The following is a 12,537-nucleotide window of genomic DNA, read 5'->3' on the forward strand; positions in this document are numbered from 1 at the left end:
CTACAGCGCGAGCAGCTCCTTGGTCGTGATGGTGAGTAGCTCGGGTCCGCCGTCCGCCTCCTGGCGCACGACGAGCGTGTCATCGATCCGGACTCCGCCCCGGCCCGGGAGGTGGACCCCCGGTTCGACGGTGACCGGCACACAAGCGTCCAGTTTACCCATGGCCGAGGGTGAGAGCTGCGGGTCCTCGTCGATTTCGAGCCCGACCCCGTGCCCGGTGAGCGGTACGGCGGCCTCCGCGTGGCCCGCGGACTCCAGGATCTGGCGGGCCGCCCGGTCCACGTCGCGGTACTCCGCGCCCGGCGCGAGGGCCTCCCGTCCGGCCCGCTGAGCGGCGAAGACGAGCTCGTACAGCTCGATCTGCCAGTCGGCGGGGGTGGTACCGATCACGAAGGTGCGGCCGATCTCGCACCGGTAGCCGCGGTAGTCGGCGCCGAGGCAGACGGAGAGGAAATCCCCCTCCTCGACCCGGCGGTCGCTGGGCCGGTGGCCGCGGCGGCCGGAGTGCGGGCCGGTCGCCACGGAGGTCGGGAAGGCCGCCCCGTCGGCGCCGTGGTCGACGAGCCGCCGCTCCAGCTCCAGGGCGAGGTGGCGCTCGGTCCGCCCCACCAGGATCGACTCCAAGAGCTCGCCGAGCGCCTGGTCGGCGATCTCCGCGGCGATCCGGAGACAGGCGATCTCGTCCTCGTCCTTGACGATCCTGAGCTGCTCGACGGCGCAGGCGAGGTCGGCGAGGCGCAGTCCGGGCGCGACGGAGCCCATGGCGCGGTGCCGGGCCACGGTCAGGTCGTGCTCCTCGACGGCGAGCGCGTCGGCGCCCGCGCGACGGGCGAGGTCGACGGCGGCGACGGCCGGATCGCCGCCACCGGTGGGCACGACCTGGCGGCGGAGCGCTTCGTCGAGCCGTCCGTCGGCCGGCTCGCCGCCGGGGGCGACCGGGCAGAGCAGCACGTCCGCGTCGGGCTCGGGCCCGACGAGGAGAACGGCGCCCGGGGGCGAACCGCCCGCGAGATAGCGGACGTTGGCGGGGCGGGAGACCAGGGCCGCCGAGCTGCCGGCGGCCGCGCAGCGGTCGCGCAGCCGTACCCGGCGGTCCGCATACACCTCTGACATGCTCCGAGCCTACGAGCAGCGGGGCGCCGTGGCCTGTTCTGCGCGGCCGACCGGGCCCGGGGACGCCCGCCGGGTCACCAGGTCGGCGGGCTGGCTATCGCGCGGGCCAGGACGTCGTCGAGGACCCGGGCGGTGGTCTCGACGTCGTACGTGGAGTTGTCGATGATCGGCAGCCCGGAGCCGTACCAGCCGGCCATCCGGCCGTGGATGGCGGCGACCTCCTCGTCCGAGAGGCGCCGGTTGCCGCTGCGCTCGGCGTTGCGCTCCAGGACGATCTCCAGGCCGGGCAGCAGCACCACGGGCAGCAGACCGGGGCCCACATGGCGCTTCCAGCCGCCGAGACCGACGACGGGCCGGTCGGGGAAGACGGCGTCGTCGACGATGCAGGAGATGCCGTTGGCGAGGAAGTTGCGCGCGGCGAAGCCGCAGGTGCGGCGGGCGAGCCGGTACTGCGCCTCGGAGTGCTCGTTCCAGCCGGACTGCGGGTCGGCGAAACCGGAGCAGACCCATTCGCGCACGTCGTCGAGGCTGATGTGCGCGGTGGGCACCCGGCGGCGCTGCGCCCAGTGCCGGGCCACGGTCGTCTTGCCCGCCCCGGCGGGGCCGATGAGCAGCACGGCGAGGGTCGCCGCGCCGGTTCCCGCGCCGTGCTCCACGGCGGGCGCGAGGGGCGCGCTCACGGGCGGCAGCGGCACGTGCCCGGTGGGGTCCGCGCGGTGCGAGGAAGGCCCGCCGGGATGCTGCGGCCCGCCGGACGGCGGCACGGCGCCGGGCGCGCTCCAGCCGGGCGCGGGCGGCTGCGCGGGGTGCGGGGGCCTGGGGGCCCCGGTCGGCACGGTGGGGTGCACCCCGAGCCGCGCTCCGTCGCCCGCCCCCGGGTACGGCGCCCCGGCCGGAGGCGGCGGTACGGGATGGGACCCCTGGCCCGTGCCGGCGGCGGCACCGGGATGGGACCCCGGGCCCGAGCCGACGACGGCACCGGGAACGGGGCCGGGGCCAGAGCCGGGGCCGGGAACGGCACCCGGAACGGGAGCGAAGGCGGGCGCGGGCCCGACGCCGGCCCCGTGCCCCGGAGCCGTACCCGAGCCGACACCGGGCCCCTGCCCCGTGCCGACCCCCTGGCCGGCCCCCTGGCCGGGCGCATGTCCCGGCGCCTGGCCCGGTCGTTCGGGCGGTGGCAGCGGGCCCCCCACTGCGTGCTGCATCCGGTGCCACTCCGTCTCGTACGCCTGATGTGTCCGTGAACCCCGTGTGCCCGGGTGTCCCGTGGTGTATCCGGTGCGCCGGAACGTTACCGCCCCCGGCCCCCCACGAGGGGAACGGCCGGGGACTCCCCCTGGTGCCCCGTCAGCCGGTGACTTCTTCGGCGAGCGCCCGCAGGGCCAGCCGGTAGGAACCGATGCCGAAGCCGGCGACCGTCCCGGTCGCCACGGCCGCGACGACCGAGGTGTGCCGGAACTCCTCCCGGGCGTACGGGTTCGAGATGTGCACCTCGATCATCGGCGCGGTCCGCTGGGCGGCCGCGTCGCGCATCCCGTACGAGTAGTGCGTGAACGCGCCCGGGTTGATCACCACGGGGATCGAGCGGTCCGCGGCCTCGTGCAGCCAGCGGATCATCTCGCCCTCGTCGTTCGTCTCCCGCACCTCGACGTCGAAGCCGAGCTCCGCGCCGAGGGACCTGCAGGACTCGACGAGCCCCTTGTAGGAGGTGGCGCCGTAGATGTCGGGCTCGCGGGAGCCGAGCCGGCCCAGGTTGGGGCCGTTGAGCACCAGGACGGGGCGGGGCTCGGTCACGCGGACACCTCGCCGTACGCCGCGATCAGGACCGCCGGGTCGGGGCCCTCGAGGACGGTCGGCTTGCCGATGCCGTCGAGGACGATGAAGCGGAGCAGGTCGCCGCGGGACTTCTTGTCCACCCGCATGGTCTCCAGGAGCTTGGGCCACTGGTCGCCGCGGTAGCTGAGCGGCAGGCCGACGGACTCCAGGATCGCGCGGTGCCGGTCGGCGGTGGCGTCGTCGAGACGGCCGGCGAGCCGGCCGAGCTCGGCGGCGAAGACCATGCCGACGGAGACGGCGGCGCCGTGGCGCCACTTGTACCGCTCGTTCTTCTCGATGGCGTGGGCGAGGGTGTGACCGTAGTTGAGGATCTCGCGGCGGCCGGACTCCTTGAGGTCCCCGGAGACGACCTCGGCCTTGACCTTGATCGAGCGGACGAGCAGCTCGGCGGTGTGCGGGCCGGCCGGGGTGCGGGCGGCCTGCGGGTCCTCCTCGATGAGGTCGAGGATCACCGGGTCGACGATGAAGCCGGCCTTGATGATCTCCGCGAGCCCGCTGACGTAGTCGTGCACCGGCAGCGAGTCGAGGGCCGCGAGGTCGCAGAGGACGCCGGCGGGCGGGTGGAAGGCGCCGACGAGGTTCTTGCCCTCGGCGGTGTTGATGCCGGTCTTGCCGCCGACGGCCGCGTCGACCATGGCGAGGACGGTGGTGGGGACGGCGATCCAGCGGACGCCCCGCAGCCAGGTCGCGGCGACGAAACCGGCCAGGTCGGTGGTGGCGCCGCCGCCGACGCCCACGATGACGTCGCTGCGGGTGAAGCCGGTCTGGCCGAGCGCCTTCCAGCAGTAGGCGGCGACCTCGGCGGTCTTGGCCTCCTCGGCGTTCGGCACCTGGATGGCGACGGCCTCGTAGCCCTGCTCGGCGAGGTCGGCGCGGAGCGCCTCGCCGGTGTCGGCGAGCGCCTCCGGATGGATCACGGCGACCCGCCGGGCCTGGGTGCCGATCAGCGCCGGGAGCTCACCGAGCAGCTGCCGTCCGACCAGCACCTCGTACGGATCCGTGCCGGCGCTGCCCGCGACGTGGATGCGGGTGACTTCCTGGTCCGTCGTCATGCGTCCTTCTTCAGGTCCAGTGCCGCGAGGACCGCGTCCGCGACCTCTTCGGGGGTGCGGTCGTCGGTGGTGACGACGGCCCGGGCGACTTCGGTGTACAGATGGCGGCGCGCCTCCATCAGCTCGCGCCACTGCCGGCGCGGGTTGACGGCGAGCAGCGGGCGCGCGGTGTTGAGGCCGACGCGCCGGACCGCTTCGTCGACGTCCATGGAGAGGTACGCGACGGGGCGCCCGGCGAGCAGGGCGCGGGTGCCTGCGTCGAGGACGGCGCCGCCGCCGAGGGCGAGGACGCCCTCGTGCTCGGCGACGGCCGCGGCGACGGCGTCCCGCTCCAGGGCGCGGAAGTGCTCCTCGCCGTCCTCGACGAAGATGTCGGAGATCTCGCGTCCCTCGGCGGCGACGATGTCGGCGTCGGTGTCCCGGTAGGGCGCGCCGAGCCGTTCGGCCAGGAGCGCGCCCACCGTGGACTTGCCGGAGCCCATGGGTCCGACGAGGACGACCAGCGGGCCGGCGGTCACCGGATGCGCAGGTTCTCGAGGTACGAACGGACGTTGCGGCGGGTCTCCGGGACGCTGTCGCCGCCGAACTTCTCGACGACGGCGTCCGCGAGGACGAGCGCGACCATGGCCTCGGCGACGATGCCGGCGGCCGGGACGGCGCAGACGTCGGAGCGCTGGTGGTGGGCCTGGGTGGCCTCGCCGGTGGCGACGTCGACGGTGGCGAGGGCGCGCGGGACGGTCGCGATGGGCTTCATCGCGGCGCGGACCCGGAGCAGTTCGCCGGTGGTGAGGCCGCCCTCGGTGCCGCCGGAGCGGCCGGAGGTGCGCTTGAGGCCGTCCTCGGTCTTCACGATCTCGTCGTGGGCCTTGGAGCCGGGCACGCGGGCGAGCTCGAAGCCGTCGCCGACCTCGACGCCCTTGATGGCCTGGATGCCCATGAGGGCGGCGGCGAGCCGCGCGTCGAGGCGCCGGTCCCAGTGGACGTGGGAGCCGAGGCCGACGGGCACGCCGTACGCGAGGACCTCGACGACGCCGCCGAGGGTGTCACCGTCCTTGTGGGCCTGGTCGATCTCGGCGACCATCGCCTTCGACGCGTCGGCGTCGAGGCAGCGGACCGGGTCGGCGTCGAGCTTCTCGACGTCGGCGGGGGTCGGGTAGACGCCGTACGGCGCCTTGGCGGCGGCCAGCTCGACGACGTGGGAGACGATCTCGATGCCCGCGGTCTCCTTGAGGAAGGAGCGGGCGATCGCGCCGAGGGCGACGCGGGCGGCGGTCTCGCGGGCGCTGGCGCGCTCCAGGATCGGCCGGGCCTCGTCGAAGCCGTACTTCTGCATGCCGGCGAGGTCGGCGTGGCCGGGACGCGGCCGGGTCAGCGGGGCGTTGCGGCCGGTCTCCTTGAGCTCGGAGGGGTCGACGGGGTCGGCCGACATGACCTTCTCCCACTTGGGCCACTCGGTGTTGCCGACCATGACGGCGATCGGGGAACCGAGGGAGAGTCCGTGCCGGACTCCGCCCAGGAAGGTGATCTCGTCCTGCTCGAACTTCATCCGGGCGCCGCGCCCATAGCCGAGGCGTCGCCGCGCGAGGTGGTCCGCCACCAGCTCTGTGGTGACCGGGACGCCGGCCGGAAGACCCTCCAGGGTCGCGACCAGCGCGGGTCCGTGGGATTCCCCAGCGGTCAGCCAACGCAACCTGCTCAACGATGCTCCTCATGCTCGCGCCTGGGTACTGCGACGGCGCGACCGGGTGCGCGGCCCTGGCCCGCCATCCCCGATCCTCCCACGTCCGGGCGGCTACCTCGGCCCCCGGTCCAGCTGTCGGACGTCCGGTCGCCTTCTGCGGGGGTCTTCGGGCGCCTAGCGGGCGGCGAGCGCCCGCTCCCCCGCGGCGCGCATGGCGGCGAGCGGCGCCTTGGGGACGCCCGTCATCTGCTCGACCTGGAGGACCGCCTGGTGGACCAGGAGGTCGAGGCCGCCGACCACCTTGCCGCCGCGTTCGGACCAGGCCGCGGCCAGTGCCGTCGGCCAGGGGTCGTACAGGACGTCGAAGAGGGTGCCGACGGCGTCCGGGACGGCGGTGGCCAGGGCGTTCGTGGTGCCGGCGGGGGTGGTCGCGACGACCAGCGGGGACGCGAAGGCCTCGGCCGCGTCGTCCCAGGGGGCGGTGCGGACGTCCACGCCGAGCCGCTCGCCCCAGCCGCGCATCTCCTCGGCCCGCGCCTCGCTGCGGACGTACGCGGTGACGGGGCCGCCGCAGATCCGGGCGAGGGCGGCCACGGCGGAGGAGGCGGTGGCGCCGGCGCCGAGGATCGCCGCCGACTCCACCTTCTCGACGCCGCGCTCCCGCAGGGCGGCGAGCATGCCGGGGATGTCGGTGTTGTCGCCGGTCCGGCGGCCGTCCTCGCCGAAGACGACCGTGTTCACCGCCTCGACCGAGGCGGCCGTGTCGCTGATCTCGTCGAGCAGCGGGATGACCGCCCGCTTGAGCGGCATGGTCAGGGACAGCCCGGCCCAGCTCTCGTCGAGTTCTCCGACGAAGCCGGGCAGCCCTGCCTCGTCGACCTCGAAGCGGTCGTAGGACCAGTCGTCGAGGCCGAGCTCGGCGTACGCGGCCCGGTGCAGGACCGGGGAGAGCGAGTGGGCGATCGGCGATCCGAGGACCGCCGCACGGCGTGCTGCCACCATCAGTTCTTCCTCGACTCGTTGAACTTCTCGACGAGCTTCTGGTGCTCCGCGTTCGTCTTGGTGAACTGGGAGGTCTTGCCGTCGATCGAGATGAAGTAGTACCAGCCGTCGTTCGTCGGGCTGACCGCGCCCTGCATCGCCTCGACGCCGGGGTTGCCGATCGGGCCGGGCGGCAGGCCCTTGACGAAGTAGGTGTTGTAGGGGTTGTCGTACTTCCGGAGCTCTTCGAGGGTGAGGTCGAGCTTGCTCTGGTTCTTGATGTAGTTGTACGTCGAGTCGAACTCGAGGCCGCCGTAGGTCTGCGGGTTCGACGGCTTGAGGCGGTTGTAGACGACCTCGGCCATCTTGCGGAAGTCGTCGTGCGACGTGCCCTCCGCCTGGACGAGGCTGGCGATGGTGATGAGCTGCCAGGGGCTCTCGACGCCGAGCTGCTTCGCCTTGGCTTCGAGCTCCAGCTTGCCGTACTCCTGGTTGGCGCGGCTGACCATTCTGCGCAGGACGTCCTCGGGCTTGTTGCCCTTGGCCACCGGGTAGCTCGCCGGGAAGAGGAAGCCCTCCAGCGGGTCCTTCACGTTCTTGTGGTTCTTCGCCCAGTCCGGCAGGCCCAGGTCGTTGGCCTTGGCCTTCGCGATGCCCTGCGTCGTGCCGGCGTCGAGGCCGAGCTTCTTGTCGATCTGCTCGTAGACCCAGACGTTCCGCCGGCCCTCGGGGATGACGAAATTGCTCTGGCTCGCCGGGTCGAGCATCATCTTGACCGCGCTCTCGGCCGACATCTCCTTCTTCAGCGTGTAGACGCCGGCCTGGATGGAGAGTCCCTTGGGGTTGCGCCCCTGCGCGGAGACGAAGGCGTCGACGCTCTTGACGACGCCCGCCTTCTTCAGGATGTTGCCGATCTCGTTGCCGAGCGCTCCCTTGGGGATCTCGACCTGGACCTCGCCCGAGCCGGCGCCCGCGTAGTCCTCGGCCGCGCCGAACTGGCCCTGCCAGAACTGGTAGCCGAAGTAGCCGACGCCGCCGACGCCGCCGGCCAGGACGAGCGCGACGACCAGGCAGGCCACGCCGTTCTTGCCCTTGCGCTTGTTCGCCTTGCTCCGGCGCTCGCGGTCGTCGCCGCGGGAGCCGCGGCCGCCGCGCGGGGGCTCCTCGTCGTACGCGTCGTCCTGGTCGTCCCGGTCCTCTTCGTCGCCGGTGAAGAAGGGGTGCTTCTCCTCCTCCCGCTCCGGGCGCGCCTCTTCCTCCGGTGCCCAGTCGATGACCGGCTCCGGCGGGTTCTGCCGCCGGCCGGGGGGCTGGGGCGGGGGGTAGGCCTCGGGGGTGCCGTAGAGGTCGGGGTTCTGGCCGCCGTACGGATCGGCCGGGGTGGTGCCGTACGGCATCGCCGCCTGGCTCGTCTCCCAGTTGCCGTCGTACTGCTGTCCGAGGTGCCCGGGCGTGTCGTAGCCGCCCTGGGCTCCCGTGCCGTACTGCTGCTGCTCGTAGCCCTGCTGGTAGTGCTGCTGCTGGGCCTGCTGCGGGTACTGCGGGTCGACGTATCCCTGCGGCTGCTGCTGGTACGAGTACTGCTGCTGCTCGTAGCCCTGCTGGTGATGCTGCTGGTAGGCGTCGCCCTCGTACCCCTGGGGGGCGTGACCGGTCTGACCGCCCTGCCCGTACGGGTCCTGGTAGCCGTGAGCGCCCTGGTCGTACTGGCTCGCCTGCTGCGGGTGCGGGTACTGCTGCTGCTGGCCCTGCCACCCCTGGTCCCCGTACAGCGGGTCCCCGGGGTGCCACGGTTCGGAGCCGGGGCTCCGGCCATACTCAGTCATCGATCCCCAAAACAGCCGCGAGGCTTCCGGACGATCCGCCTCTACGTAGTGCGGCAGTTGTTCGAACACCGCCGCATCGCGCGGAACGTTACCGTATCGCGATCAGATGACCACTTCGACGCCCTCACCGGGCGGATTACCTGATACCCGTTCGGCCTCAAGAGCGTTCTGCAGGATGATCACAGCGGCGGCCTGGTCGATCACGGACCGCCCCTTCTTCGCCTTCACCCCGGAGGCCCGCAGCCCCTGGGTCGCGGTGACCGTGGTCATCCGCTCGTCGACGAGGCGGACCGGCACCGGGGCGATGCCCTTGGCCATCTCCCCCGCGAAGGCACGGACCTTGGTCGCGGCCGGACCCTCCCGCCCGCTGAGCGAGCGGGGCAGGCCCACGACGACCTCGATCGGCTCGTACTCCTCGACGATCTGGCGGAGCCGCCGGTGGGCGGCCGGGACGTCACGTCCCGGCACGGTCTCCACCGGCGTGGCGAGGACCCCGTCGGGGTCGCACGAGGCGACCCCGATCCGGGCGTCCCCGACGTCCACCGCGATACGGCGGCCGCGGCGCATCGTCACGCCGTCTCCACCACGAGGCGCTCGACGGCGGCGATGGCCTCGCCGACGGCCTCCGGGTTCTGACCGCCGCCCTGGGCGACGTCCGGCTTGCCGCCGCCACCGCCGCCGAGGGTCTTGGCGGCCGTGCGGACCAGCTCGCCGGCCTTGAGACCGCGCTCACGGGCGGCCTCGTTGGTGGCGATGACGGTGAGCGGCTTGCCGTTGGCCGTGGTGAACAGCGCGACGACGGCCGGACGGCCGCCCGAGATGCGTCCGCGCACGTCCAGGACCAGCTTGCGCAGGTCGTCGGCGCCGGTGCCGTCCGGGACCTGACCGGTCACCAGGGCGACGCCGCGGATGTCCTGGGCGGAGTCGACGAGACCGGCGGCGGCCTGGAGGACCTTCTCCGCGCGGAACTTCTCGATCTCCTTCTCGGCGTCCTTCAGCTTGCCGAGCATGGCGGAGATCTTCTCCGGCAGCTCCTCCGGACGTCCCTTGACCAGCTCCTGGAGCTGGGCGACGACCGTGTGCTCCTTGGCGAGGAAGTTGTACGCGTCCACGCCGACGAGGGCCTCGATACGGCGCACACCGGAGCCGATGGAGGACTCGCCGAGCAGCTTCACCAGACCCAGCTGGGCGGTGTTGTGGACGTGGGTGCCGCCGCACAGCTCCTTGGAGAAGTCGCCGATGGTGACGACGCGGACCTTCTCGCCGTACTTCTCGCCGAACTCGGCGATGGCGCCCTGGCGCTTGGCCTCGTCGATCGGCATGACCTCGGCGTGGACCTCCAGCTCGCGCGAGAGAACCTCGTTGATCTTCTGCTCGACGTCGGTGAGAACGGCGCCGGGGACGGCGTTCGGCGAGCCGAAGTCGAAGCGGAAGCGGCCGGGCTGGTTCTCGGAACCGGCCTGGGCGGCCGTCGGGCCGAGGGCGTCGCGCAGCGCCTGGTGGGTGAGGTGGGTGGCCGAGTGGGCGCGGGCGATGGCCCGGCGGCGGCGCACGTCGATGGTGGCGTAGGCGGTGGCGCCCACGGTCACCTCGCCGACCTGCACGGAACCCTTGTGCACGGAGACACCGGGCACGGGCTGCTGGACGTCGCGGACCTCGATGACCGCGCCGCTGTGCAGCTTGATCCGGCCCTGGTCGGCGATCTGACCGCCGCCCTCGGCGTAGAACGGGGTGCGGTCGAGGACGACCTCGACCTCGTCGCCCTCGGAGGCGGCCGGCGAGGAGACACCGTTGACGAGGAGGCCGACGACCGTGCTCTCGCCCTCGGTGTTGGTGTAGCCGGTGAACTCGGTGGCGCCGTTGCTGTCGGCGATCTCCCGGTACGAGGTCATGTCGGCGTGGCCGGTCTTCTTCGCCTTGGCGTCGGCCTTGGCGCGGTCCCGCTGCTCCTTCATCAGGCGGCGGAAGCCGTCCTCGTCCACGGAGAGGCCCTGCTCGGAGGCCATCTCCAGGGTGAGGTCGATCGGGAAGCCCCAGGTGTCGTGGAGCAGGAACGCCTTGTCGCCGGAGAGGACCGTGCCGCCGGCGGCCTTGGTCTCGGTCACGGCGGTGTCGAGGATGTTGGTGCCGCCCTTGAGGGCCTTGAGGAAGGCGGCCTCTTCGGCGAGCGCGACGGTCTCGATGCGCTTGCGGTCGGTGATGAGCTCCGGGTACTGCTCGCCCATCGTGTTGATCACGGTGTCGACGAGCTCGCCGACGACCGGACCCGAGGCGCCGAGCAGGCGCATGTTGCGGACGGCGCGGCGCATGATGCGGCGCAGCACGTAGCCGCGGCCCTCGTTGCCGGGGGTGACGCCGTCGCCGATGAGCATGACGGAGGTGCGCATGTGGTCGGCGACCACGCGCAGCGAGACGTCGCTGTCGTGGGCCTTGCCGTAGGCGACGCCGGTGAGGGCGGTGGCCTTGTCGATGACGACCTGGAGGGTGTCCGTCTCGTACATGTTCTGGACGCCCTGGAGGATCATCGCCAGGCGCTCGAGACCGAGGCCGGTGTCGATGTTCTTCGACGGCAGCTCGCCGAGGATCGGGAAGTCGTCCTTGCCGGAGCCCTCACCGCGCTCGTACTGCATGAAGACCAGGTTCCAGATCTCCACGTACCGCTCGTCGTTGACGGCCGGGCCGCCCTCGACGCCGAACTCGGGGCCGCGGTCGTAGTTGATCTCGGAGCACGGGCCGCAGGGGCCGGGGACGCCCATCGACCAGTAGTTGTCCTTCTTGCCGAGGCGCTGGATGCGCTCGGCGGGGACGCCGACGACGTCGCGCCAGATCTGCTCGGCCTCGTCGTCCTCCTGGTAGACGGTGATCCAGAGCTTCTCCGGCTCCAGCCCGTAGCCGCCGTGCTCCACCGGGGTGGTCAGCAGCTCCCAGGCGAGCTTGATGGCGCCTTCCTTGAAGTAGTCGCCGAAGGAGAAGTTGCCGCACATCTGGAAGAACGTGCCGTGGCGGGTCGTCTTGCCGACCTCTTCGATGTCCGGCGTGCGCACGCACTTCTGCACGCTGGAGGCGCGCGAGAAGGGCGGCTTGACCTCGCCCAGGAAGTAGGGCTTGAACGGCACCATGCCGGCGGGGACGAGCAGCAGAGTCGGGTCGTCCGCGATGAGCGACGCCGAAGGGACGACGGTGTGCCCGCGCTCCTCGAAGAAGCTCAGCCAGCGGCGGCGGATTTCAGCCGACTCCATCAGTGGTCCTCATTCCGGTTGTACGTGATCGTGGGAATTGCGTGCGTGGTCTGGTGCGAGGAGGGGCCGAGCGCGCCCCTGCGGCGCGGCTCCGGAAGCTCCCGGGTCTGGGCCGGGACCGGCTCGACGGGTGCGTCGAGGCCGAGTGCCTCCTCCAGTTCGGCCTCCCGCTGGACCATGCCCGCCCTCACGTCGAGGGCGAAGTCCTTGAGGCGGTGGCCGGTCTCGAGCGCCTTGTTCGCGGCCTGCGCCGCGAGGCTCTCGGGGGTCAGCTGCTTCAGCTTCCGGTTGACCTTGGTGGTGGCCCACACGCCGGCGGCTGCGCCGGCCGTGAACCAGAACGTGCGGCGGAACATCGCGGCTCAGCCCTTCTGCTTCCGGCGTCGCGAGGACGGCACGGTACGGCCGACGATCACAGTACGTCGCGCCTTGGCGCGCGGCACGTCCTCGGGGGCACCGCCCCGCCCGAGCGCCTTGCGCACCCCGTAGCCGAAGGCCGCGACCTTGACGAGCGGGCCGCCGAAGGTGGAGGCGACGGTGGAGGAGAGCGCGGAGGCGTTGGAGGTGACCTCCTGGACGTCCGAGGCGATGGCGTCGACCCGGTCGAGCTGGGTCTGCGCCGAGCGGACGGTCGCGGAGGCGTCGGCGAGCAGCGGGACGGCCTGCTCGGTCACGTCCGCCACCATCCTGGTGGTCGCCCTGAGCGTCTGCGCCAGCCTCACCAGCACCACGGCGAGGAAGGAGACCAGGATCGCCCAGAACACGGCCACCAGGATCCCGGCAACCTCTCCACCGGTCACTCTGCACCG

General features: G+C 72.5%; 12 protein-coding genes. All 12 read right to left on the reverse strand.

Annotated features, from left to right (window positions below):
- Complete coding sequence (locus DEJ43_RS05360; RefSeq protein WP_015032297.1) at positions 1 to 1,113, reverse strand: aminopeptidase P family protein; 1,113 nt, start codon at positions 1,111 to 1,113, stop codon at positions 1 to 3.
- Between the two features lie 74 nt (positions 1,114 to 1,187).
- Entirely contained in the window at positions 1,188 to 2,318 is a 1,131-nt protein-coding gene (locus DEJ43_RS05365; protein WP_202490714.1) for an AAA family ATPase, read from the reverse strand.
- A 142-nt stretch (positions 2,319 to 2,460) separates the two neighbouring features.
- Positions 2,461 to 2,907 (reverse strand): type II 3-dehydroquinate dehydratase, encoded by a 447-nt coding sequence (gene aroQ / locus DEJ43_RS05370; protein WP_015032300.1) that lies wholly within the window; start codon positions 2,905 to 2,907, stop codon positions 2,461 to 2,463.
- A complete protein-coding gene (aroB, locus tag DEJ43_RS05375) occupies positions 2,904 to 4,001 on the reverse strand; it encodes a 3-dehydroquinate synthase (RefSeq protein WP_015032301.1) in 1,098 nt (365 codons plus the stop codon). Before aroB ends, aroQ begins: the two co-directional genes overlap by 4 nt.
- On the reverse strand, positions 3,998 to 4,519 hold the full coding sequence (locus tag DEJ43_RS05380; RefSeq protein ID WP_015032302.1) for a shikimate kinase: 522 nt from the start codon (positions 4,517 to 4,519) through the stop codon (positions 3,998 to 4,000). The genes aroB and DEJ43_RS05380 overlap by 4 nt, the downstream gene beginning before the upstream one ends.
- Entirely contained in the window at positions 4,516 to 5,700 is a 1,185-nt protein-coding gene (aroC, locus tag DEJ43_RS05385; RefSeq protein WP_015032303.1) for a chorismate synthase, read from the reverse strand. Before aroC ends, DEJ43_RS05380 begins: the two co-directional genes overlap by 4 nt.
- A gap of 156 nt (positions 5,701 to 5,856) precedes the next feature.
- Positions 5,857 to 6,684, reverse strand: coding sequence for a shikimate dehydrogenase (locus DEJ43_RS05390; RefSeq protein WP_015032304.1), 828 nt, complete (start codon positions 6,682 to 6,684; stop codon positions 5,857 to 5,859).
- Positions 6,684 to 8,489 (reverse strand): endolytic transglycosylase MltG, encoded by a 1,806-nt coding sequence (gene mltG / locus DEJ43_RS05395; protein ID WP_015032305.1) that lies wholly within the window; start codon positions 8,487 to 8,489, stop codon positions 6,684 to 6,686. The genes DEJ43_RS05390 and mltG overlap by 1 nt, the downstream gene beginning before the upstream one ends.
- Positions 8,490 to 8,591: 102 nt before the next feature.
- Complete coding sequence (gene ruvX, locus DEJ43_RS05405; protein WP_041662143.1) at positions 8,592 to 9,056, reverse strand: Holliday junction resolvase RuvX; 465 nt, start codon at positions 9,054 to 9,056, stop codon at positions 8,592 to 8,594.
- Positions 9,057 to 9,058: 2 nt separating this feature from the next.
- The gene (alaS, locus tag DEJ43_RS05410) at positions 9,059 to 11,728 is read right to left on the reverse strand and encodes an alanine--tRNA ligase (protein ID WP_015032307.1); all 2,670 of its coding nucleotides are present in this window, start codon (positions 11,726 to 11,728) and stop codon (positions 9,059 to 9,061) included.
- Positions 11,728 to 12,084, reverse strand: coding sequence for a DUF6167 family protein (locus tag DEJ43_RS05415; protein ID WP_015032308.1), 357 nt, complete (start codon positions 12,082 to 12,084; stop codon positions 11,728 to 11,730). The genes alaS and DEJ43_RS05415 overlap by 1 nt, the downstream gene beginning before the upstream one ends.
- A 6-nt stretch (positions 12,085 to 12,090) precedes the next feature.
- On the reverse strand, positions 12,091 to 12,528 hold the full coding sequence (locus DEJ43_RS05420) for a DUF948 domain-containing protein (RefSeq protein ID WP_041662144.1): 438 nt from the start codon (positions 12,526 to 12,528) through the stop codon (positions 12,091 to 12,093).
- Positions 12,529 to 12,537: the final 9 nt, after the last annotated feature.

It is taken from the genome of Streptomyces venezuelae ATCC 10712 (genome assembly GCF_008639165.1).
Lineage (GTDB): Bacteria > Actinomycetota > Actinomycetes > Streptomycetales > Streptomycetaceae > Streptomyces > Streptomyces venezuelae.

Excerpts from the sequence above, each read along its gene's own strand:
- DEJ43_RS05415 (WP_015032308.1), bottom strand. The coding sequence starts at position 12,084 with ATGTTCCGCCGCACGTTCTGGTTCACGGCCGGCGCAGCCGCCGGCGTG.
- aroB (WP_015032301.1), bottom strand. The coding sequence starts at position 4,001 with ATGACGACGGACCAGGAAGTCACCCGCATCCACGTCGCGGGCAGCGCC.
- alaS (WP_015032307.1), bottom strand. The coding sequence starts at position 11,728 with ATGGAGTCGGCTGAAATCCGCCGCCGCTGGCTGAGCTTCTTCGAGGAG.
- mltG (WP_015032305.1), bottom strand. The coding sequence starts at position 8,489 with ATGACTGAGTATGGCCGGAGCCCCGGCTCCGAACCGTGGCACCCCGGG.
- DEJ43_RS05390 (WP_015032304.1), bottom strand. The coding sequence starts at position 6,684 with ATGGTGGCAGCACGCCGTGCGGCGGTCCTCGGATCGCCGATCGCCCAC.
- ruvX (WP_041662143.1), bottom strand. The coding sequence starts at position 9,056 with ATGCGCCGCGGCCGCCGTATCGCGGTGGACGTCGGGGACGCCCGGATC.
- DEJ43_RS05365 (WP_202490714.1), bottom strand. The coding sequence starts at position 2,318 with ATGCAGCACGCAGTGGGGGGCCCGCTGCCACCGCCCGAACGACCGGGC.
- DEJ43_RS05360 (WP_015032297.1), bottom strand. The coding sequence starts at position 1,113 with ATGTCAGAGGTGTATGCGGACCGCCGGGTACGGCTGCGCGACCGCTGC.